Source organism: Pseudomonas sp. H11T01 (assembly GCF_048515765.1).
In the GTDB taxonomy this organism is placed as follows: Bacteria; Pseudomonadota; Gammaproteobacteria; order Pseudomonadales; family Pseudomonadaceae; genus Aquipseudomonas.
Map to the genome: position 1 here is coordinate 110,619 of NZ_JBLYED010000017.1, position 22,636 is coordinate 133,254.

The following is a 22,636-nucleotide window of genomic DNA, read 5'->3' on the forward strand; positions in this document are numbered from 1 at the left end:
GAGCACTGTATCGACCCATTGGCGGAAATCTTCAGGCTGCCTGTGATGATAGGTTCAAGAAACAAACAAAAAACAAAAAAATAAGTAGTGCAAACGAACAATGACTACAACTTCGGACCATAGTAGCCTCTCGTTGCGCTTGAACTCAGGAGTCTCTGCATGTCCGTACGTCGTACTAAAATCGTCGCTACCCTTGGCCCTGCCAGCAACTCGCCGGAAGTTCTCGAACAGCTGATTCTGGCTGGCCTGGACGTCGCCCGGCTGAACTTCTCCCACGGTACCCCCGACGAGCATAAAGCTCGCGCCAAGCTGGTGCGCTCCATCGCTGCCAAGCACGGCCGCTTCGTCGCGCTGCTGGGTGACCTGCAAGGCCCGAAAATCCGTATCGCCAAATTCGCCAACAAGCGCATTGAGCTGAAAGTCGGTGACACGTTCACCTTCTCCACCAGCCATCCGCTGACCGAAGGCACCCAGGAAGTCGTCGGTATCGACTACCCAGACCTGGTCAAGGATTGCGGCGTCGGTGACGAACTGCTGCTCGATGATGGCCGTGTAGTGATGCGCGTCGACACAGCAACCGATGATGCGCTGCATTGCACCGTGTTGATCGGTGGCCCGCTGTCGGACCACAAAGGCATCAACCGTCGCGGCGGTGGCCTGACCGCTCCAGCCCTGACCGAAAAAGACAAGGCTGACATCAAGCTCGCCGCAGAAATGGAAGTCGATTACCTCGCGGTGTCCTTCCCACGCGACGCTGCCGACATGGAATACGCTCGCCAACTGCGCGACGAAGCCGGCGGTACTGCCTGGCTGGTCGCGAAGATCGAACGCGCTGAAGCCGTGGCCGACGACGAAACCCTCGACGGTCTGATCCAGGCCAGCGATGCGGTGATGGTTGCCCGTGGTGACCTCGGTGTGGAAATCGGTGACGCGGAGCTGGTGGGCATTCAGAAGAAGATCATTCTGCACGCACGCCGCCACAACAAAGCGGTGATCGTCGCGACCCAGATGATGGAGTCGATGATCCAGAACCCGATGCCAACCCGCGCTGAAGTGTCCGACGTAGCCAACGCCGTGCTCGACTACACCGACGCGGTCATGCTCTCGGCCGAAAGTGCTGCCGGCGCTTACCCGCTCGAAGCGGTCCAGGCCATGGCACGGATTTGCATCGGCGCTGAAAAGCACCCGACCAGCAAAACCTCCGGCCACCGCATCGGTCAGGTCTTCGAAAGCTGCGACCAGAGCATCGCCCTGGCGGCCATGTACACGGCCAACCACTTCCCGGGTGTGAAAGCTATCATCTCCCTGACCGAAAGTGGCTACACGCCGCTGATCATGTCGCGGATCCGCTCCTCCATCCCGATCTACGCGTTCTCCCCGCACCGCGAAACCCAGGCCCGCGCGGCCATGTTCCGTGGCGTCTACACCGTACCGTTCGATCCGGCATCCTTGCCGCCTGAGCAAGTCAGCCAGGCCGCGATCGACGAGTTGCTCAAACTCGGTGTAGTCGAGAAAGGCGACTGGGTGATCCTGACCAAAGGCGACAGCTACCACACCACCGGTGGCACCAATGGCATGAAGATCCTGCACGTCGGCGACAAGATGGTCTGAGTCGGACGCTAATAAAAAGGCCCCGCAGCTCACGCTGCGGGGCCTTTTGCATTAATTGGACTCATACACCAGATAGCGGCCATCAGCTACCTAGCAGTTCTGATAGTTCCCAGTTCGTTTCTCTACAGGCTGAATGACCTGCCCCTGATCGACACGGGGCCGGAGCATTTCATCACACTGTAGGGAGACACCCCATGTCGACTCAAAACACCTCTCAATCACCACGCAAGTCAGGCGAACTGGACGCAAGCTTTGGTGATAACGGCACAACGTTGCTGGAAGGAAGCGAGGTAAAGGCCCTCGCCGTCTTGAAAGCTCCAGGGGCTGATCAAGGCAAAATCATTGGTGTCATCAGTACCGCAAGCGACTTCATACTTTTCCGCCTCGAAAAGGACGGCGTACTGGACCCCACGTTCGGTACCACAGGCTACTCGCGCTGGGGTTTCGGGAACACTTCAACCCGTTCAGTCCCCGCGAGCATCACAGTGCTGAGTGACAACAAGATTTTTGTAGCAGGTCATGCTCAAGAAGGAAGTATCGGCGGTAACTCCTACCCTGCCGCAGCGCGTTTCAACGTCAATGGCTCTCCTGATCTCACTTTTGGTGTCAGTGGAGTGTTCTCTTTCAGAGAACAACCGCCCACCGCCGGAAACACTTCAGCCCCGTACCTACAACAAACGAGTGCTATCGGTAATCTGGCGGTGGTAGAAACGAACGAGGATGGAAAGATCCTCTTTTGCAGCAACAACACGATTGCGCCATACCGTGATTGGGGCTTGTTGATTCAACTGACATCGACTGGAGAGTTGGACACCACCTTTAATGGTCAAGGTTATGCCTTCTTCAAACTCAATGGACAACCCACCTCCTCCATTGGATTGGTCACTCAAAAAACCAGCGGCAGAATCATTGTTGGGGGAACAACAGCTACTCAAAGCTTTTTGGCCGGTTTCACCAATATCGGGAAGACCGACACTTCTTTCGGGGAGGATGGTTTGGCTGAACTTAAATCAGACACTGCCCCATTAACGCTAAGCAAGCTTCTCCTGCAATCAGACGAAAAACCTGTCGCCATCGGCAGAGTTCCCACTACAGGTTCTTCTCGCAAGGGCTATGTGACAAGAACCCTGCCCAATGGAAAAACCGATAGCACCTTTAATAACGGACTCCCCCTCACCATTGATCGTCCGTTAACGAGCTTGCAATTGAACTCAGGAGACTTGGATTCTGGACAATCAATCATCGTGGCAGGTGAGCTAAATACGCGCGGGCTAAGCTTGGTCGGCCGTATCACTAAAGACGGGACACTGGATCCGACTTTTGGCACAGCTGGTTTGTCAAACCCCTCAGAGCCAGGAACGCCTAATTACACAACAAGCGCAGTCGTCCAGACGGATACCCAAATTGTTATCGCAGGCCGAAAAGACAGCAAACCGTCAGTGAGTCGTTATCAGGCCTGAGGACATCAACCATGCCGCGATCGACGAGTTGCTCAAACTCGGTGCCGTCGAGAAAGGCGACTGGGTGATCCTGACCAAAGGCGACAACTACCACACCACGGGTGGCACCAATGGCATGAAGATCCTGCACGTCGGCGACCCAATGGTCTGAGTTTCAGACCGCTGAAACGCAAAAGCCCCGCCGTTCACACGGCGGAGCTTTTTTCGTTTCAAATCAAGGAAGAACAGGCCTGAGGCACGTTTCCACCTGTCAGTTCTGACAGTAGACAGACCGCCCGCCAAACTCGCTTAATCGACTTCGCCCTTTGCTGCTATCGCTGTCATCAAGGCTTTTTACGCTTGGCTTTTGCGGCCCGTCATTGGCAGCAGCTGACGGAAAACCAATTCTGGCTAAAGGAATAGAGAAATGACCACAGACAAAACACTTACCCCTCGCGCCGCTGGTGATCTTGATCCTGGCTTTGGTGCGCAACACGACGGCAAGGTGATTCTGTCCTTACCCAATGCCCGCGATACTTCAGGCGAATGCATCGCCGAAGGCCCTGACGGCAGAATCTACGTTGGCGGAGCCGTCGACGCCGAAGGTGATGAACTTATACACAAGGCAGGTCTTGCCTGCCTCCGGAAGGATGGCACCCCAGCCCCTGAGTTCGGCAATGATGGATTTGTGATCGTGCCTTTCGCACCGACACAGGACGCGCATGTGCGCCAGATCCTTTTTCTGAAGCACGAGGGAGAGGACAAAATACTCTTGTGCAGCGTGAATACGAAAAACGGCGAGAGCCTGCTGGCGCGCCTTCATGCTGACGGGCGCCTGGATAACAGCTTCGGTGATAACGGCCGCCTGACGATCAAACTGCCTTCAACGCTTGCGCAAAGCCTTGGGCTGGGGCCGGAGCAGGTGGTGACCGCAAGTGATAGCGGCTCAGGCCACTGCACGTTGGCCGATGGCAAAATCTATGTCGTCACAGAAATTTACATGCCGATCTGGATAGCCAAGGTCGCGGTACTGATTCGGCTCAACAGTGACGGTTCGTTTGATACCAGCTTCAACAAAACCGGTTATGTAGCCGTTACCAATCAGCATTGGGGCAATAGCATCATCAACGACGTTCTGGTGCGGAACGGAAAAATCACCGTGTGCGGAACGCTTAAAGGCAATGGCATGGTGGCTCGCCTCAATGATGATGGCACTTTCGACGAAGAGTTCGCCATCAACGGGTTCGCACTGCTTGCTGGGTCCGAGCTCACGTTCGAAAAGCTCACGCAGCATTCCGAGAAGGGTGTTCTTGCTGCAGGTTGGGGGTTATCTCCACGCCATGGCGTGCTGGCCTGTTTCACCGAGAACGGCCAACTCGATCCAACATTCAATGGGGGCAAGGTACTGTTTCAATCCTTTGGAGAAGGAAGCAATGTCCTGCTTTATGGTGTTGGGCAGGCCCATGGGAAAATCATCGTGTCCGGGAGGATGGGATCGACAGGCGGCTTGCCTTCATTCGTGGTCGCTCGCTACCTGATTGACGGAACCCTGGATCTCGACTTTGGCCACGGAAAAGGTTGGAGTTCTACCCAATTCGAGAACCATTACACGATCGCTAACGCCATGGCCCTACAGAAGGATGGGAAGGTACTGGTAGTCGGCAATTCCGGCCCCTTCAGCAATGCGGCCCTCATCGCCCGCTTCCTGAACGACACCCAGGAATAGACGGCCCCCTCAAAGGCAACCTTTCGCCTGGCGAAGGGTTGCCCTTCTAGCGACGGACAAATGCTGACAACGCCGCAATCGCTTCCGGCGAGCGCACCGTGAAATGAAACACCGGGCTGTCGAGGTTGCTCGGCGGTTGCTGGATGAAGTCGGCGATGTCGTTGCCGGCAGTAATGCACTCGGCCGTGCCTGTGATCAGCACCGCGTTGATTTCCGGGTCGGTGTCGGCCTGTTTCAGCGCTTCGGCCAAGCGGCTGTACATGGCACGGGGCAGGGAGTTTTTCCTGTCGGGGAGAATGGCGGGCTTTTATTCATCTCGCAAACAACAAAGCACAGATCATAAAAACAATCCACTGTCAACTATGACAGTAGACTCGGCGAATCGCGCCGGATTATTAATGGGTCTCCAGATATCCATATCCTCAAGGAATTTCGATATGCACACTGACCCGTCAACCACAAATACACCCGGCAATCTTGATCAAAGTTTCGGGCCTGATGGCACTGGCATTGTTCCCCTGACGATTGCGCAAGCTTCGGGTGACACAATCATCTACGGCGTCGCTGATGCCCCGGATAATGCGGTGTACGCCACCGGACAATCGACCAGGGATTTTATTATTGCCCGCTTGACCGATGAGGGATCGCCCGACCCAAGCTTTGGTAGTAATGGTTTTGTCGTCGGCAGTTTTCCCGGAGAGACGAGAGCTGTCGGCAGATCCATTCTGACGCTCGATGACGGTCGGTTCCTGCTCATAGCGTTAACCGGTCTCACCCCTGACCAACCGTCCCTGGCGCGTTTTTTTGCTGATGGCACGATAGACACCACGTTTGGAACCAACGGCTACATCATTCACAGAAACAGACCTGTAGAAACCGAATCAGGAGATCGTCCATCATCGCCTGACGAGACGGCGGATTTTCAAGACATTGAAAGCAGCACGCTGCAGGCGGACGGAAAAATACTCGTCGTCCAGACTTACGTTATGCGCTCTTGGGAACGGCGAGTACTGATGTTCAGATTCAATAGCGATGGCTCACTTGACGAGACGTTCAATCAAACAGGCTACGTTCAAGTCACTCTCCCCGGTGTGACTTCAGCCAATATCCGGATATACGGTTGCATGGTGGATGAGGGCGGCAAACCGATGGCGTGCGGCGCTGTGGTAGATGAATCGTCAGCGAGGGTCCCCCTGTTTGTCCGCTATAACGTCGACGGCAACCTTGACACTTCATTCGGTGGTAAAGGGTTTGTCCTCATCCAGGTTCCGATGTCGAAGAGCGCCCACCTGCTCCGATTGATTCACCAACACAATGGGCGAGTGCTTGGCATCGGCGCTTCGCACTCCGATGAGGGTCTCTTGATCAGTATCGAGCCTGACGGTAAGCCAAACATCCAGTTCAACGAGGGCAAGCCCTTGCTTACCCAAGTTGACAGTCTTCCAACCTCTTGGCGCGACGGCAAGATGCAACCCGACGGCAAGCTTGTGGTCGTTGGAAGCGCCAAGTCTGCCAAGGGTTCAGGCGCCGTTGTCGCACGATTGATCGACTCAAGGTTTGATCTCGGCTTCGCCGGCAAAGGCTGGGCATTCACCCAGCCGGACGCGACAACGATAGCGACTAACTGTGTAGCGTTAAGGAAGGATGGAAAAATCACTATTGGCGGCCACATTCGCACTGAAGGCCTGGCCGGCTACAAGGCGTGTGTGCTTCGTTATCATGGCTCAACTCAAGGCTGAGTCTGGATCCTGGTATTGATACCTGGCTCCTGCGCTGAGAACCGCACAGCCTCGTCATATGAATGGCGGGGCTTTTTACTTTCTGATTCAAGTCATGGTGAATCGCTCACCCACGGGGCACGAACACGTCGGCCAGCAGTTGATTGCGCGGCAACCCCGCCAGGTACAGACGCCGGGCAAAGGTGTCGACGCTGTCGGGGCTTCCGCAGAGCAAGGCCACGGTTTGCCGGGAAACAAGCCGCAGTTGCGCTAAAGCCGTTGGTAACTCGGCCGCCGTCAGCAGCTCAATCGTCAGGTTTTGACGGTTTGAAGCCAGCGCCGTCAAGGGTTTGGCCAGATAATGCTCGCTGGCATCATGGGCCAGGTGAATAACACGGATGGCACCCTGATGATCCTGACGCAAGGCCTCACGCAGCACGCCGAACAACGGCCCAAGACCGGTGCCTGCCGCCAGCAGCCAGAGCGGCCGGGTTTGCCAGTCCGGGTCGTAATGCAGTGCACCACCGCGCAGTTCGCCGAGACGGATCGGATCACCGATCTTGAGCTGACGGGCCGCGTCGCTGAATTCACCGGATTGGCGGCAATCGAGATGGAACTCGAGGAAGCGGTCTTCCTCCGGCAAGCTGGCCAGCGAATAGGGCCGTGCCACACCACTGGCCGTCCACAACACCAAATGCTGCCCGGCCCGATAGCGCAAGGGTCGCTCGGGTTTCAAACGCAGGCGCAGTACCGTCATGGACAGCCAATCGACACCCACCACCTCAGCCGGCAGACCATCGCACACAGGGTCGAAGGTTTCGATCTGCAAATCCTCGACGACCTGACATTGGCAGGCCAACCGCCAGCCGCGCTGACGTTGCTCATCGGTCAACGCATCGGGTCGGCTGTCGCTGGGCCTGCCTTGAACGCAGTGCACCAGGCACGCGTGGCAACTGCCGGCGCGACAGCTGTAAGGAACGGCGACACCGGCCTGGTTCAAGGCGTCGAGCAGGTTGCTCCCCGCTGCCACCGACCACTGTCGTTCACCCACCCGTAACTCAGGCATCGACGTTTTCCCAGGCCGCCGCACAACGGTTACGGCCGTCTCGCTTGGCGCGATAAAGCGCCTGATCCGCGCGCTGCAAGGCAGTATCCAGATCACCACCCAGCTCAAGCAAGGTCATCCCCGCCGACAGGCTCAGGCCCTGCACGCTCAGACCGACCAACTCGACATCGGTGAACGCAATGCGCAGACGCTCGCAGCAGGAGGTCAGGCGCTCGGCGTCACAATCGGGCAACAACACGACAAACTCCTCACCGCCATAACGGGCCAGCACATCGCCATCGCGCAGACAGGCGGTGGCAACGGCGGCAAATGCCTGTAACACCTGATCACCCGCCGCATGCCCGTGAAGGTCATTGATTCGTTTGAAATGATCCAGATCGATCAGCGCCAGGCCGTGGATCACATCGGCGTCCATGCTGCGCAATTCGCGGGAGGCCAGGCTCAGAAAATGCCGTCGGTTGAACAGGCCGGTGAGTTCGTCGGTGGCCACCAGGTCTTCGAGCTGGCGCATCATCCCGCGCAGGGTGTCCTGATGGGCCTGCAACGCGAAGCGCCGTTGACGCATGCGCTGGCGGGAAGTCTGGACGTAACTGGCATAAAAGGTGAGCCACACCAGAACGATAAACAACACACAGACCTGCAGCGCCGCCAGCGCGGGATCGGCCAACTCGAAGTGGTAGCCTTCCCAGAGATTGATTCCGGCGAAACTGAAAAAAACCAGCGCCGCACAGCGCATGAATGCCCGGCGCGGTAAATGAAACAGACCGAACAGCAGGATCAGCACGTAGAACACCAGGAACGCGCCGCGAGCCATGTCGAGCTGGGCGATGAACCAGGTTTGCCAGCCAAGGCCCAGTACTATTTGCAGTTCAGTCAGGCTGGGGTCGGTAAAACGCAGATTGCGCCCGCTGAGAAAAACCGCGAACAAGGTCGCTTGACTGAGCACCACCAGTACCGTAGCAATCACTGCGCTGCTCATTGAGGCACGATAGTGGCCACTAAGAATGGCCAGCCACAGCAGCAGCAATGCCAGAGCATAGGTACCCGCCGCGAGGGTAAAGCGCTTGAGCAACAGACTCTGTATGGCTTTATGGGTCAATCTTTGACTCACTGTGCAAAAGGAGGCTGAACCGGGTTTCCTACCCTACAGGCCTCGTGCCACTTTAGTGTCGTGGCCCAAAAATGACTATTCAATTTTTGGATGACCGGCAGGATCGCGTGCTCCAGAAATTTCACGGGTGTACTCAGTCAGTGTAGGAGCTGGCGAAGCCTGCGATCTTTTCGGCGGTCCCCAAAGATCAAAAGATCGCAGCCTTCGGCAGCTCCTACAGGGATTGGTGTATCGCTATGATATGCGACCTTCGTTTGATTAGCGGCGGGTGTGCCCGAGCCTTGGGCGCGTTATACTGCCGCGCCTTTTTAGCGTCGCGCCAGCATGCCCGGCGTGCCTTAAAAGGTGTTTTCAGTGACCAGATCCAACCAGACTGAAGGCACCTTATTAAATGTTCCCGTCTTATAGAGGAGCGCGACTCATGACCGTGATCAAGCAAGACGACCTGATTCAGAGCGTTGCTGACGCCCTGCAGTTCATTTCCTATTACCATCCCGTGGATTTCATCCAGGCCATGCACGAGGCCTACCTGCGTGAAGAGTCGCCGGCAGCCCGCGATTCCATGGCGCAAATCCTGATCAACTCGCGCATGTGTGCCACTGGCCACCGCCCGATCTGCCAGGACACCGGCATCGTGACCGTGTTCGTCCGTGTGGGCATGGATGTGCGCTGGGATGGCGCGACCATGGGCCTGGACGACATGATCAACGAAGGCGTGCGTCGCGCCTACAACCTGCCGGAAAACGTCCTGCGTGCCTCGATCCTCGCCGACCCGGCGGGCGCTCGTAAAAACACCAAGGACAACACCCCGGCAGTCATCCACTACTCCATCGTCCCGGGTAATACCGTGGAAGTGGACGTGGCGGCCAAGGGCGGCGGCTCCGAAAACAAATCGAAGATGGCCATGCTCAACCCGTCCGACTCGATCGTTGACTGGGTGCTGAAAACCGTTCCGGAAATGGGCGCCGGCTGGTGCCCACCGGGCATGCTTGGCATTGGCATCGGCGGCACCGCCGAGAAAGCCGCGGTGATGGCCAAGGAAGTGTTGATGGAATCCATCGACATCCACGAGCTGAAAAAGCGCGGCCCATCCAACCGTATCGAAGAGATGCGTCTGGAGCTGTTCGAGAAGGTCAACCAGTTGGGCATCGGCGCCCAGGGCCTGGGTGGCCTGACCACCGTGCTCGACGTGAAGATCATGGATTACCCGACCCACGCCGCGTCCCTGCCGGTGTGCATGATCCCTAACTGCGCCGCCACCCGTCACGCGCACTTCGTGCTCGACGGTTCCGGCCCGGCGTCCTTGGAAGCGCCACCGCTGGACGCCTACCCGGAAATCGTCTGGGAAGCCGGCCCGTCAGCGCGTCGCGTCAACCTCGACACCCTGACCCCGGAAGATGTGCAGAGCTGGAAGCCGGGCGAAACCGTCCTGCTCAACGGCAAAATGCTCACCGGTCGCGATGCTGCGCACAAGCGCATGGTCGAAATGCTGAACAAGGGTGAAACCTTGCCGGTAGACCTCAAGGGTCGCTTCATCTACTACGTCGGCCCGGTCGATCCGGTGCGCGAAGAAGTGGTTGGCCCTGCTGGCCCGACCACCGCAACGCGGATGGACAAGTTCACCCGGCAGATCCTCGAGCAGACCGGCCTGTTGGGCATGATCGGCAAATCCGAGCGCGGCCCGACCGCGATCGAAGCGATCAAGGACCACAAAGCCGTGTACTTGATGGCCGTTGGCGGCGCCGCGTATCTGGTTGCGCAAGCGATCAAGAAATCCCGCGTGGTGGCCTTCGCCGAACTGGGCATGGAAGCGATCTACGAGTTCGACGTCAAAGACATGCCAGTAACCGTTGCGGTCGACAGCAAGGGCGAGTCGGTACATATCACTGGTCCTGCCATCTGGCAGAAAAAAATCAGTGAAAGCCTGGCGGTAGAAGTGCAGTAAGCGCTTAAACCTCCAGATCTAAAAAACGGCCGGACTGTTGTCATCAACAGCCCGGCCGTTTTTTATTGCCTATCACTTTAACGACGCAACTTGCGTAGCAGCTGACGAGCCCGCGAGGCTGCGTTCGGCTCGGGCCGCGTTCGGACGCAGCAGTCGTAAATCAGGCACTGCGGTGCTTCAGATAAACCGCGTCTGCCGGACTACGACCGCTTCGCGGCCAAACGCAGCCTCGCGGGCTCGTCAGCTGCTACGGGGGTCTTCAGCCGCACTCATGTTATGGTGCCCACCCCTATCACACCTGTTCATCCCGCATGTTCGTGACCCCTCGCTCCCTGCGCCTGGCGCTGTATACCCTGCTAATTGTTGCTGGTGCAGTGATTGCTGCCAGTCTGGCCATGCGCCATACCGAACGCCAAGCGCTGGTGGACGACGCGGCTCGCGCCAATGAACAGCTGGCGCTGTACGCCAATTCCCTGCACACCTTGATCGAGCGTTATCGCGCCCTGCCCTCCGTGCTGGCGCTGGACCCTGAATTGAGTTCGGCGCTTAACGGTCCGGTGAGCACCGAGCAACAGGACGCACTAAACCGCAAGCTAGAGAAAATCAACGGCGCTGCCCAGTCCTCGACGCTGGAACTGCTGGACCGCACTGGCCGGGCCGTGGCCGCCAGTAACTGGCGGCTGCCGAGCAGTTATGTCGGCCACAATTATGGCTTTCGCCCGTACTTCAGCCAGACCCGAAGCCAGGGCACCGGACGCTTTTATGCGGTGGGCGTGACCAGCGGCATTCCCGGTTATTTTCTGTCCAGCGCGGTGACCAGTGACAGCGGCGAGTTCCTCGGCGCGATGGTGGTGAAACTGGAGTTCCCGGAACTGGAACGCGAATGGCGCCAGGGCAGCGACACCCTGCTGGTCAGCGACGCCCGCGGAATCGTCTTCATCGCCAACCAGCCCGGCTGGCGTTATCGCCTATTGCAACCGCTGTCGGAGAGTGATCGGGCTGAGCTCAAAGCCACCCGGCAATACGACAAGCAACCGCTGACCCCACTCGAATACCGCGCCGTGCGGCACTTCGACAAGAACAGCTACCTGGCCCGTGTCGAGGGGCCGGACGGAACCGCGGATTATCTGTGGGAATCGCTGCCGTTGACCGCCGAAGGCTGGACCCTGCACCTGCTGCGTCGCCCGCAAGCCGCCATCGAAGACAGCCGCAACGCCGGGCTCGCCGCGGCCGGTGTGTGGCTGACGCTGGTGTTCCTGCTGCTGTTTCTCAATCAGCGCTGGCGCCTGGCCCGTCTGCGGCAGCGTAGCCGTGAAGAACTCGAAAAGCTGGTGGAAGAACGCACCCGCGATTTGCGCACGGCTCAGGACGGCCTGGTGCAGTCTGCCAAACTTGCCGCCCTTGGGCAGATGTCCGCCGCGCTGGCCCATGAAATCAACCAGCCGCTGACCGCTCAACGCATGCAGTTGGCGACGTTGCGCCTACTGCTGGATCACGGCCGGATAGACGACGCCTACAAAGCCATCACCCCGCTGGATGACATGCTGACGCGCATGGCCGCCCTTACCGGCCATCTCAAGACTTTCGCCCGCAAGAGCCCCAGCGGTCTGCGCGAGCGGCTGGACCTGGCGGCGGTGGTCGATCAATCCTTGCACCTGCTCGACGCTCGTATGCGCGACGAAAACGTCAGCAGCGTGCTGCACCTGACCCGCCCGGCGTGGGTGCGTGGCGATGCCATTCGTCTGGAGCAGGTGCTGATCAACCTGCTGCGTAACGCGCTGGATGCCATGCGCGACAAGCCGCTCAAGCGTCTGGAAATCCGCATCGAGGCCGATCAGCAACAGTGGCGGCTGACCGTCGCCGACAGCGGTGGCGGTATCACTGAGGAGCACCTGGCGAATGTGTTCGACCCGTTCTTCACTACCAAACCGGTGGGCGACGGCCTCGGACTAGGATTGGCGGTGTCTTACGCCATCGTTCACGAACACGGCGGGCGCCTCAGTGCCGGCAATCACGCCAACGGCGCGATTTTCACCCTGACGTTGCCTATCGCTCTAGAGGTGCAAACCCCATGTTGAACTCGGTGATTGTGGTCGACGACGAAGCCAGTATCCGCAGCGCCGTGGAGCAATGGTTGAGCCTCTCGGGCTTTGTGGTGCAGCTGTTCAGCCGCGCCGAGGAGTGCCTGGCGCAGCTGCCGAGGGATTTCCCCGGGGTGATTCTCAGCGACGTGCGCATGCCCGGCATGGGTGGCCTGGAATTGCTGAGCAAGGTCCGGACGCTGGACGCCGACCTGCCGCTGATCCTGCTCACCGGTCATGGCGACGTGCCAATGGCGGTCGAGGCGATGCGCGACGGCGCCTACGATTTTCTAGAAAAACCTTTCAGCCCTGAGACCTTGCTCATCAGCCTGCGCCGGGCGCTGGAAAAGCGTCGGCTAGTACTGGAAAACCGTGCGCTGCATGAGCAGGCCGACAACCGCGCCAAACTCGATGCCAGCCTGCTCGGGGTTTCCCGTGGCCTGCAAACGTTGCGTCGGCAAGTGCTGGACCTCGCGGCGTTGCCGGTCAACGTGCTGATCCGTGGCGAAACCGGCAGCGGTAAAGAGCTGGTCGCCCGTTGCCTGCACGATTTCGGTCCGCGAGCCGACAAGCCGTTTGTGGCACTGAACTGCGCGGCAATCCCCGAGCAGTTGTTCGAAGCCGAGCTGTTCGGCCACGAAAGTGGCGCCTTCACCGGCGCTCAGGGCAAGCGCATCGGCAAACTCGAATACGCCGACGGCGGCACGCTGTTTCTCGATGAAATCGAAAGCATGCCACTGGCCCAGCAGGTCAAGCTGCTACGGGTGCTGCAGGAGCAGAAACTGGAAAGGCTGGGCTCCAATCAGAGCATCCGGGTTGATCTGCGAATTATCGCGGCGACCAAACCTGATCTGCTGGATGAAGCCCGCGCCGGGCGTTTTCGTGAAGACCTGGCCTATCGGCTGAACGTTGCCGAATTGCGTCTGCCGCCGTTGCGCGAACGCCGCGAAGACATTCCGTTGCTGTTTGAACACTTCGCTCATAGCGCCGCCGAACGCCTGGGACGCAGTTTCCCGCCGCTGAGCGGTCCGCAACTGAGCCGCCTGCTCAGCCACGACTGGCCGGGCAACGTCCGCGAACTGGCCAACGTCGCCGAGCGTCAGGTGCTGGGCCTTGGTGAGCCGGAACCCGAAGGCATCGAACCCGGCCAGTCCCTTGCCGCGCAGCAGGAAGCCTTTGAAGCCCACTGCCTCAGGGCTGCTCTGACCCGACATAAAGGCGATATCAAATCGGTGCTCGCCGAGTTGCAGCTGCCGCGCCGAACCTTCAATGAAAAGATGCAGCGCCATGGGTTGGCGCGAGAGATGTTTTTGAAGGAGGAGTGATTCGCTCACACCGGAAACAGATCGTTCCCACGCTCCGCGTGGTAACGCCTCATTGGACGCTCCGCGTCCGCTTCGGCTGTGACGCGGAGCGTCACGGGCTGCATTCCCACGCAGAGCGTGGGAACGATCAATCCGCGCTGGATAGGCGGATTTCCGCTCATCACCCAGCCATCACTCAGCGGATTTCCGCTCACAAAATCCCCACAACCCCTCTAAATCAAGCCTCTTGGTTCTGGCACAGCTCCTGCTATAGCCCTGTCAGGCTGCGTTTCGGCGCGCTCCACAAAAACAATTAGACGAAGGATCCTTTATGGATAACTCCAATACCCTGCCTCTTGGGTCGGCAGCTGCGCCGGCGAAAGAAAGAACCACCACCAGCCGTATCAAATCGATTTTCAGCGGCTCCGTCGGCAACATGGTCGAGTGGTACGACTGGTACGTCTACGCCGCCTTCTCGCTGTACTTCGCCAAAGCGTTCTTCCCCAAGGGCGACACCACTGCACAACTTCTGAACACCGCCGCGATCTTCGCCGTGGGCTTCCTGATGCGCCCGATCGGTGGCTGGCTGATGGGTCTCTACGCCGACCGCGTCGGCCGTAAAGCCGCGTTGATGGCCTCGGTGTATCTGATGTGCTTCGGCTCACTGCTGATCGCCCTGAGCCCGGGTTATGAAACCATCGGTATCGGGGCGCCGATCCTGCTGGTGTTCGCTCGTTTGCTGCAAGGCCTGTCGGTCGGTGGCGAATACGGCACCTCGGCCACCTACCTGAGCGAAATGGCGACCAAGGAACGTCGCGGTTTCTTCTCCAGCTTCCAGTACGTGACCCTGATCTCTGGTCAGCTCATCGCTCTGGGGGTGCTGATCGTACTGCAACAAACCCTGACCACCGAACAGCTTTACGCCTGGGGCTGGCGCATCCCGTTCGCCATCGGCGCGCTGTGTGCCGTGGTCGCGCTGTACCTGCGTCGTGGCATGGAAGAAACCGAGTCGTTCACCAAGAAAGTGAAGGCCAAGGAAAGCGCGATGCGCACTTTGATGCGCCATCCCAAGGAACTGATGACCGTGGTCGGCCTGACCATGGGCGGCACGCTGGCGTTCTACACCTACACCACGTACATGCAGAAATATCTGGTGAACACGGTCGGCATGAGCATTTCCGATTCCACAACCATCTCGGCGGCGACACTGTTTCTGTTCATGTGCCTGCAACCATTGGTCGGCGGACTCTCGGATAAAGTCGGGCGGCGGCCGATCCTGATTGCCTTCGGCATTCTCGGCACCTTGTTCACCGTACCGATCCTCACCACACTGCACACGGTCCAGACTTGGTGGGGCGCGTTCTTCCTGATCATGGCGGCGCTGATCATCGTCAGCGGCTATACCTCGATCAACGCAGTGGTCAAAGCCGAACTGTTCCCGACCGAAATCCGCGCTCTGGGCGTCGGCCTGCCGTATGCCTTGACCGTATCGATCTTCGGCGGCACCGCTGAATACATTGCGCTGTGGTTCAAGAGCATCGGCATGGAAACCGGTTACTACTGGTACGTCACCGCCTGCATCGCCGTTTCGCTGCTGGTCTACGTGACCATGAAAGACACCCGCAAACACTCGCGGATCGAGACCGACTGACAGGCAAAAAAATACGCGCAAGGGTGCAAGACCTTTGCGCGTTTTTCTGTGAGACCGCAGTGAATTTGTGGCGAGGGAGCTTGCTCCCGCTGGGCAGCGAAGCGGCCCTAAAATCTGCAACCGCACACCCCCAGACACACCATCAAGCTGCGACCGCTTCGCGGTCGAACGGGAGCAAGCTCCCTCGCCACAAAAACGATCAAGACAACTCGGCAGCGCCCTGACGCACGTACTTGTTCTGAACGTACGAAGCGCCCGCAATCAACACCACCAAAATCCCCGCCAATACCAGTGACGAACCAATGGTGCCAAAGTCCAGACCACCCTTTTCATGAGGTTTGGTCAGAAAATCGCCCAGGGTTGCGCCGAACGGTCGTGTCAGTACGAAAGCCATCCAGAACAACAGCACCGAGGAGATCCTGGTGAAGTAACGCGCCAGCACGACCACCGCGATGGTCGAACCGATGAACAATGCGCCACCGGCAAAACCCAACCCCGAGTCGTCGGCCAGATAATCACCCAGCGCCGTGCCCAGGGTGTTGGAAAACAGAATCGCCATCCAATAGAACATTTCGCCACGAAACGTCTGGATCTTATTCACGTTCAGCGAATCGCCACTCAGGCGCCAGAGGGCGAAGATCGTCACCAGAATCGCGATCAGGATCATCGAGCCCGTGGCATAACCCAGACCCAGGGTGCGGTCCATGAAGTCCGACATGGTGGTGCCGGCCGTGCTGGTCGAAAGGATCACGATCCAGTACAGCACCGGGTGATAGGTTTTCGAAAACAGCTGAGTCACCAGGGTCAGCAGGAACACGCTGATCAGGATCATCGAGCTGATGGCGTAACCGACATTCAAGGTCATCGACAGCAAATCACCCGCGGTTTCCCCCAAGGTCGTCGCGCAAATTTTCATGACCCAGAACGCCAGGGTGATCTGAGGAAGTTTGTTCATTCGATGCAGTACTCCAAAGCTCGGATTTCAGACAGCCAGTTTTCAATGGTTTTTGACCCGGGCGGAGACTGAAGGGATAACCGTGAAAATTAGGTAAGTGGAGAATGAAAAAACCATGGAAGCGCGGGTTTTGATCGTTCACTCCTGCGTGGGAATGCAGCCCGTGACGCTCCGCGTCACAAGAGCGGACGCAGAGCGTCCAGTGAGGCATTCCCACGCGGGAGCGTAGGAACGATCAAACAAAGCTGGACGGCTGGAAATAACCCTCAACGCCCTGCACTATTGCTCTCCTCCCTTCGTACTCACCTCAGGAACCCCGCGCCATGCCTGACGATATCCATTATTACGAACCCTCCCAGGGCCACGGCCTGCCCCATGACCCGTTCAATGCCATCGTCGGCCCGCGCCCTATCGGCTGGATTTCCTCGCAGGATGCCCAAGGCCGCCTGAACCTGGCGCCTTACAGCTTCTTCAATGCGTTCAACTACATTCCACCGATCATTGGTTTTTCCAGCGTCGGGCGCAAAGACAGCCTGAACAATATCGAGCAGACCGGCGAGTTCGCCTGGAATCTGGCGACCCGCCCGTTGGCCGAGCGAATGAACCAGAGTTCCGCCATGGCGCCGCCCCAGATCAACGAGTTCGAACTGGCCGGGCTGACACCGGTGGCCTCGAAAGTCATCGCGGTGCCACGGGTAGCCGAAAGCCCGGTGTCCTTCGAATGCAAGGTCACGCAGATCATTCAACTGCAACGTGCGGACAAAGAGCTGGTGCCCAGCTGGCTGATTCTCGGCGAAGTGGTCGCCGTGCATATCGCCAAGTGGCTGCTCAAGGATGGGGTCTACGATACCGCCGCAGCAGAACCGATTCTGCGCGGCGGCGGGCCGGCGGATTATTTCCAGCTGGGGCCTGAGGCTTTGTTCAAGATGTTCCGCCCGGGGGCAGTCAAATAGTTTCCCAGGACAATTCGCCGTCTTCAGTCACGTCGATCAACTGCTCAAGCTTTTGCGCGGCAGCCTGATCGGCATCATGGGCGGTCTTGAATGTCTGGTTATCGAGCACTTTATGAAAACGCGGGGCGCCTGAACCACCCAGGGCCTTGACGGCGATTGCCGCGCTGTAGCCACCCTCTCCCGGTACAACAGCGGAAACTGCTTCGAACTGCGCAAACTCTTTACGTGCCATGTCACGGATCCTGGCCAATTGAAAGTCGGCCATTCTAAACCTTCAACCGACCAGCTGGTGCATCGCAGGTACGTTCAGTTGTGCGTATTCGCCTTGGGCCTGAACCGCTGAGACGTCACTGAAGGTGTGAAAGTCCAGACTGTTGACGACCAGCTCCTGCACCAGTTCGGCGAAGATATCCATGGCTGGGGTACTGAAGTAGGCGGTCATGGCCTGCTGATTGGCCCAGAAACCGGACACCAGCCACAGCTCTGGGTCGCACAGTGAATGCTGCAGGGCAAAATGCAGGCAACCAGGCGACTGACGGGTCGGTTCAATCAGGCTGCTCAAACGCGCGCCCAACTCCATCGAGCGTCCGGAGCGGGCCCGAACGAATGCCATATGACTGACAGGGATTTGCGTGGACATATTCGACACTCCCAAAATGACTCAATCAGCAGCCTTGAGGCGAGCTGCGACAGGATCAAAGATTAAGCCCCAAGCGCATTAGCCGTTAGTCGATTCCTGCCGGCTTCTTGCACAATCCTGCGTCAGCGTTCCAGTTGCGCAGGCCGGCTGAAATCAACGGCATAAAGGTGTCAGTCGTGTTTCAAGCAAGTTTCTCCACACCGAACCTCTTGTATCTGCTCTGATTTTTAACCCCAGGCAGAATCAGGCAAGTTTTACGCAGAAATTGCCTACCACCCTGCCTTGCACAAACTTAAGCTGTGCCTATCCCAAACGCCTCGCAGAGGATGCAACCCATGTCGTCGCTCGATCACACCCAAGCCCCGCTGGATGCCGACATGGAAAAGCAGCGCGCGGAGCTGGCCACTATCATCGGTCGCAATACCGGTGAAGACGGCAGCTACGCGACAGCCATCGGCTCGCTGTTTCTGTCGCGGCACAGCTGTTCACACGATTTCGCGCCGGGACTTGCACAACCGGCGCTGTGCATCCTTGCTCAAGGGCGCAAGGAAGTGCGCCTGGCTGACGAGTACTTCAACTACGACCCGCTCAATTATCTGGTGGTTTCGGTTTCGATGCCGCTGAGCGGACGGGTGGTCGATGTCTCGCCAGAGCATCCGATCCTGGCCTTGCGCCTGGATATCGACCCGACAGAGATCACCGCATTGATTGCCGATGCCGGCCCCTTGGGCGTGCCCACCCGGCCAACCGGGCGCGGCCTCTATGTAGAGCGACTCGACCAGCCGATGCTCGACGCGGTGCTGCGTTTGGCCCGTCTTCTCGACAGCCCGAAAGACATCGCCATGCTCGCGCCGCTGATTCGTCGGGAAATTCTTTATCGGTTATTACGCAGCCATCAGGGCCATCGGCTGTATGAAATCGCCATCGCCAACAGCCAAAGCCATCGGATCGGCCAGGCAATCAAATGGCTCAACGGCAATTATGAGCAACCCTTGCGCATCGATAATCTGGCACGGGAGGTGAACCTCAGCGTGTCGACTCTGCATCACCGCTTCAAAGCGATGACGGCCATGAGTCCGCTGCAATACCAGAAGCAACTGCGCCTGCAAGAGGCGCGGCGTTTGATGCTGGCAGAAGGGCTGGATGCGTCGGCGGCGGGCTATCGAGTGGGCTATGAAAGCCCGTCACAATTCAGCCGTGAGTACAGCCGGTTGTTTGGCGCACCGCCGTTGCGGGATTTGGCGCGGTTGCGGTTGAGTGTCTGACCGGCCTTGTGTCGCCTGCCCCAACGCCATCGCGGGCAAGCCCGGCTCCCACAGGATTTGCGCAAAACCTGTGGGAGCGTGGCTTGCCCGCGATGGGCTGCGCAGCAGCCCCAAAACCTGCATCCGCGGTATGTCAGGCAGAAAGCATCAGTCGGGTCGCCACAGTGATTAGTGTCGCAGCTTAGGCCCCCAACACCCGACACGCCTCGGCCGGGATCGTCACTGACACCGGGTTGCCGATACTCAAGCCGAAGCCCTGGGATGGCGTACTCAACGCGGTAAACGAAACACCGGAACACTCGACCGTGGTTTCGATGGTCGCGCCGATATCGCGAACGAACGTCACCTTGCCGAGCAGGCGATTGCCCGCCGTCGCCTGAGGTTGCGACAGTTGCAGATCCTCTGGGCGTACTAGCATTTTTATCTTCTCGCCGACCACGATGCTGCTGCAAATCGGTACGTGAAGCGCATCGCCGCCCGGCAGACTTACCTGGCCATTGCCCAACGCGGTCGCCGGGAAAATATTCCCTGAACCGATAAAGTCCGCAACGAATTCGTTGGCCGGATGCCGGTAAATTTCGATCGGCGTACCGACCTGTTGCACCCGATGCTCGCCCAACACCACCACGATATCGGCCATGGTCATGGCTTCGCGCTGGTCGTGGGTCACCAGAATGGTGGTGATATTAAGGCGTTGCTGCAGTTGGCGGATTTCCACCTGCATCGATTCGCGCAGCTTGGCGTCCAGCGCCGACAACGGCTCATCGAGCAGAAGGATTTTCGGACGCGAGGCAATCGCCCGGGCAATCGCCACGCGCTGGCGCTGACCGCCGGAGAGTTTCGCCACCGGGCGATCAATCATTTCCTGCAGTTGAATCAGCTCCAGCAACTCCACCACCCGCGCCTGCTGATCGGCCTTGCTGACCCCACGCAGTTTCAGTGGATAGGCAATGTTCTCGCCGACGGTCATGTGCGGGAACAGCGCCAGGGACTGGAAGACCATGCCGAAGTTGCGCTGGTGCGCCGGGGTATGGCCGATGTCTTCACCGTCCAGACGAATCTCGCCGCCAGACAGTGTTTCAAGCCCGGCGATCATCCGCAGCAAGGTGGTTTTTCCGCAGCCCGAGGGGCCGAGAAAACACACCAGTTTGCCCTCAGGCAAATGCAGATTGACGTCCTTTACCGCGCACGCTGAGCCGTAATGTTTCACGACGTTTTCCAGAATTAAACCAGTCATGCTTCACCTCAAAAATCAGAACGAAACGCCACCTTCACCGACCAGCTTCTCCAGCGCCCAGATCAGGACGAAGTCGATAAGCACGATCAGCACGGCGAACGAGAAAACGGTCGGGTCGAGCGACGACACGGTGCGGCTGTACATCCAGATCGGCACGGTCATTACATCGATGGTGTAGAGGAAATAGGTCACGGTGAATTCGTTGAACGAGACGATGAAGGCCAACAACATCCCGGCAAGAATCCCGGATTTCATCAACGGCACCACCACATCGACAATCGCCCGCAGTGGTGAAGCACCCAGCATTTGCGCGGCCTCTTCGACTTCGCTGCCGATGGAGAGCATCGCCGCCGTGCAGTTTTTCACTACAAATGGCAACGCCAGGATGACGTGGGCAATCACCAGCCGCGAGGTGTTCATCTGGAACGGCAGGCTGTCGAACACCAGCAGCAACGCCAGCCCCAATACCACCATCGGGAACACCAGCGGCAGCGACATCAACTGCAGCGCCACAGCCTTGCCACGAAACTCACAACGGGTCAGTGCGTAGGCCGCCGGCACCGCGATAATGGTTGCAAACACCATGGTCAGGCACGCCACCATCAGACTGGTGGTCATGGCTTTGCCCAGGCTCAGCACATCGCTGGTGTCGGGCGAAACGAAGGTATTCCAGGCGGCCTTGTACCATTGCAGGCTGTAGCTGCTGGGCGGGAAGTCCAGGTTCGACGCGCCGCTGAAGGACATGACGATCATGGTCAGGATCGGCAACACCGCCAGCAGCAGAATGAAACCTGAAAGGACCCCGGCGAACCGCCCGGTTTCACCGGGTAGCAGCGACTGGCGCTTCTTGATTAGCGTGCTCATTGCGAAGCCTCCAGCATGCGCCGACGACGGCCCGTGATGTATTCGGAGAGGGTCATGATGGCCAATGTGGTGACGATCAACACCACCCCCGCAGCGGATGCGGCAGGCCAGTTCATCAGCGGCGCGATCTGGTCATGGACCATCACCGCGAGCATCGGCACTCGCCGACCGCCGAGCAACAAGGGCACCACGAAGCTGCTGGCGTTGTAGGCAAACACCAGTGTCGCACCGGTGATAATTCCCGGCAGGCTCATGGGCAAAACCACTTGGCGGAACACCTGCAAGCGGCTGGCGCCCAAGGTCGCGGCGGCCTCTTCGTAAGTGCGTGCGACGCCGCGCATGGCGCTGGCAATCGGCAGCACTGCCAACGGGAACGCGGTCTGCACCAGCCCCATCAACACGCCATTCTGGTTGTACAACATCATGATCGGGCGCTTGATCAGGCCCAGGCCCATCAATGCCTGATTGAGCATCCCGCCAGGTCCCAGGATCACCAGCCAGCCGTAGCTTTGCAGCAACAGGTTGACCAGCAACGGCAATAGCACCGCGGCGAGAAATATCCGACGTACAAAAGGTGAAGTCAGGCGCGACATGGTGTAGGCCACCGGGATCGCGAGCAGCACCGCAATCACCGCGCTGATCAGGGCCAGGCGTAAGGTCAGCACCAATGACTTCAGGTAATAGGGTTCCAGCAATTGGGCGTAGCTGGCCAGACTGAAGCCGGACCATTCCGCCCCCTTGGTGCCCACGCTCATGCGCAGCACCAAGAGGCTTGCGGCAATCAGCACACCGAGAAACAGCATCGACGGCGAAAGGAAAAACCAGGCGCGCGCCGTGGGTGAGACACCGAGGCGTGGGCGCGTTGCTGCGGCGCTTACCGGGTGGGTCAAAGGTTGGTGTTCCATAGCAAGGGTCTCGTCAATGGAAAGCAGCTGAGCGTTCACAAGACTTGAAACCACCTTGAACCCTGTGGGAGCGGGCTTGCTCGCGAAGAGGCCGTGTCAGTCGACATCAATGTTGAATGTCACACCGCATTCGCGAGCAAGCCCGCTCCCACATTAGATCTGTGG

At 58.7% G+C, this 22,636-nt stretch carries 18 protein-coding genes and 2 pseudogenes; 11 read left to right on the forward strand and 9 right to left on the reverse strand.

Features of this window, described 5'->3' with window-relative positions:
• Positions 1-159: 159 nt before the first annotated feature.
• The 4 genes and pseudogenes from pyk to ACN1C3_RS22175 all read left to right on the forward strand — a co-directional run bounded on the left by pyk (position 160) and on the right by ACN1C3_RS22175 (position 4,776).
• The gene (pyk, locus tag ACN1C3_RS22160; RefSeq protein WP_419117888.1) at positions 160-1,611 is read left to right on the forward strand and encodes a pyruvate kinase; all 1,452 of its coding nucleotides are present in this window, start codon (positions 160-162) and stop codon (positions 1,609-1,611) included.
• Between the two features lie 194 nt (positions 1,612-1,805).
• The gene (locus ACN1C3_RS22165) at positions 1,806-3,071 is read left to right on the forward strand and encodes a delta-60 repeat domain-containing protein (RefSeq protein ID WP_419117889.1); all 1,266 of its coding nucleotides are present in this window, start codon (positions 1,806-1,808) and stop codon (positions 3,069-3,071) included.
• Positions 3,072-3,084: 13 nt separating this feature from the next.
• Positions 3,085-3,222, forward strand: a pseudogene (locus tag ACN1C3_RS22170) (hypothetical protein); the annotation flags it as partial.
• 255 nt (positions 3,223-3,477) lie between these two features.
• A complete protein-coding gene (locus tag ACN1C3_RS22175) occupies positions 3,478-4,776 on the forward strand; it encodes a delta-60 repeat domain-containing protein (protein ID WP_419117890.1) in 1,299 nt (432 codons plus the stop codon).
• 55 nt (positions 4,777-4,831) lie between these two features.
• Here ACN1C3_RS22175 and ACN1C3_RS22180 read toward each other — a convergent pair.
• Positions 4,832-5,074: pseudogene (locus tag ACN1C3_RS22180) on the reverse strand (enoyl-CoA hydratase-related protein); the annotation flags it as partial.
• A gap of 139 nt (positions 5,075-5,213) precedes the next feature.
• On the opposite strand from ACN1C3_RS22180, the gene ACN1C3_RS22185 reads away from it, so the two are divergent.
• On the forward strand, positions 5,214-6,515 hold the full coding sequence (locus ACN1C3_RS22185; protein ID WP_419117891.1) for a hypothetical protein: 1,302 nt from the start codon (positions 5,214-5,216) through the stop codon (positions 6,513-6,515).
• 106 nt (positions 6,516-6,621) lie between these two features.
• Here ACN1C3_RS22185 and ACN1C3_RS22190 read toward each other — a convergent pair whose 3' ends face one another.
• Both ACN1C3_RS22190 and ACN1C3_RS22195 read right to left on the reverse strand, forming a co-directional pair.
• Positions 6,622-7,560 (reverse strand): iron-sulfur-binding ferredoxin reductase, encoded by a 939-nt coding sequence (locus ACN1C3_RS22190; protein WP_419117892.1) that lies wholly within the window; start codon positions 7,558-7,560, stop codon positions 6,622-6,624.
• The gene (locus tag ACN1C3_RS22195) at positions 7,553-8,659 is read right to left on the reverse strand and encodes a diguanylate cyclase domain-containing protein (RefSeq protein WP_419117893.1); all 1,107 of its coding nucleotides are present in this window, start codon (positions 8,657-8,659) and stop codon (positions 7,553-7,555) included. The genes ACN1C3_RS22190 and ACN1C3_RS22195 overlap by 8 nt, the downstream gene beginning before the upstream one ends.
• Positions 8,660-9,092: 433 nt before the next feature.
• Here ACN1C3_RS22195 and ACN1C3_RS22200 point away from each other — a divergent pair, with 433 nt between their 5' ends.
• From ACN1C3_RS22200 to ACN1C3_RS22215, 4 genes are all read left to right on the forward strand, one after another.
• Positions 9,093-10,616: a fumarate hydratase gene (locus tag ACN1C3_RS22200; protein ID WP_008156025.1), complete on the forward strand. Its 1,524-nt coding sequence runs from the start codon at positions 9,093-9,095 to the stop codon at positions 10,614-10,616.
• A 311-nt stretch (positions 10,617-10,927) separates the two neighbouring features.
• On the forward strand, positions 10,928-12,694 hold the full coding sequence (locus tag ACN1C3_RS22205; RefSeq protein ID WP_419117894.1) for a sensor histidine kinase: 1,767 nt from the start codon (positions 10,928-10,930) through the stop codon (positions 12,692-12,694).
• Positions 12,688-14,022, forward strand: a complete 1,335-nt coding sequence (locus ACN1C3_RS22210; protein ID WP_419117895.1) for a sigma-54-dependent transcriptional regulator — start codon at positions 12,688-12,690, stop codon at positions 14,020-14,022. The genes ACN1C3_RS22205 and ACN1C3_RS22210 overlap by 7 nt, the downstream gene beginning before the upstream one ends.
• A 310-nt stretch (positions 14,023-14,332) precedes the next feature.
• A complete protein-coding gene (locus ACN1C3_RS22215) occupies positions 14,333-15,652 on the forward strand; it encodes an MFS transporter (RefSeq protein WP_419117896.1) in 1,320 nt (439 codons plus the stop codon).
• Positions 15,653-15,851: 199 nt separating this feature from the next.
• On the opposite strand, the gene ACN1C3_RS22220 is transcribed toward ACN1C3_RS22215, so the two are convergent.
• Positions 15,852-16,607, reverse strand: coding sequence for a hypothetical protein (locus tag ACN1C3_RS22220; RefSeq protein WP_419117897.1), 756 nt, complete (start codon positions 16,605-16,607; stop codon positions 15,852-15,854).
• A 323-nt stretch (positions 16,608-16,930) separates the two neighbouring features.
• On the opposite strand from ACN1C3_RS22220, the gene ACN1C3_RS22225 reads away from it, so the two are divergent.
• On the forward strand, positions 16,931-17,560 hold the full coding sequence (locus ACN1C3_RS22225) for a flavin reductase family protein (protein ID WP_419117898.1): 630 nt from the start codon (positions 16,931-16,933) through the stop codon (positions 17,558-17,560).
• Here ACN1C3_RS22225 and ACN1C3_RS22230 read toward each other — a convergent pair.
• Both ACN1C3_RS22230 and ACN1C3_RS22235 read right to left on the reverse strand, forming a co-directional pair.
• On the reverse strand, positions 17,553-17,825 hold the full coding sequence (locus tag ACN1C3_RS22230; protein ID WP_419117899.1) for a hypothetical protein: 273 nt from the start codon (positions 17,823-17,825) through the stop codon (positions 17,553-17,555). The genes ACN1C3_RS22225 and ACN1C3_RS22230 overlap by 8 nt on opposite strands.
• Before the next feature lie 9 nt (positions 17,826-17,834).
• Entirely contained in the window at positions 17,835-18,200 is a 366-nt protein-coding gene (locus tag ACN1C3_RS22235; protein WP_419117900.1) for a putative quinol monooxygenase, read from the reverse strand.
• Positions 18,201-18,535: 335 nt separating this feature from the next.
• On the opposite strand from ACN1C3_RS22235, the gene ACN1C3_RS22240 reads away from it, so the two are divergent.
• A complete protein-coding gene (locus ACN1C3_RS22240) occupies positions 18,536-19,465 on the forward strand; it encodes an AraC family transcriptional regulator N-terminal domain-containing protein (protein WP_419117901.1) in 930 nt (309 codons plus the stop codon).
• Positions 19,466-19,646: 181 nt separating this feature from the next.
• Here the strand turns inward: ACN1C3_RS22240 and ACN1C3_RS22245 are convergent, their stop codons facing one another.
• Genes ACN1C3_RS22245 through ACN1C3_RS22255 form a run of 3 tightly spaced genes read right to left on the reverse strand, consistent with a single transcriptional unit; the run spans position 19,647 to position 22,471 of the window.
• Positions 19,647-20,702, reverse strand: coding sequence for an ABC transporter ATP-binding protein (locus ACN1C3_RS22245; RefSeq protein ID WP_419117902.1), 1,056 nt, complete (start codon positions 20,700-20,702; stop codon positions 19,647-19,649).
• Positions 20,703-20,717: 15 nt separating this feature from the next.
• On the reverse strand, positions 20,718-21,566 hold the full coding sequence (locus ACN1C3_RS22250; RefSeq protein ID WP_419117903.1) for an ABC transporter permease: 849 nt from the start codon (positions 21,564-21,566) through the stop codon (positions 20,718-20,720).
• Complete coding sequence (locus tag ACN1C3_RS22255) at positions 21,563-22,471, reverse strand: ABC transporter permease (protein WP_419117904.1); 909 nt, start codon at positions 22,469-22,471, stop codon at positions 21,563-21,565. The genes ACN1C3_RS22250 and ACN1C3_RS22255 overlap by 4 nt, the downstream gene beginning before the upstream one ends.
• Positions 22,472-22,636 lie beyond the last annotated feature (165 nt).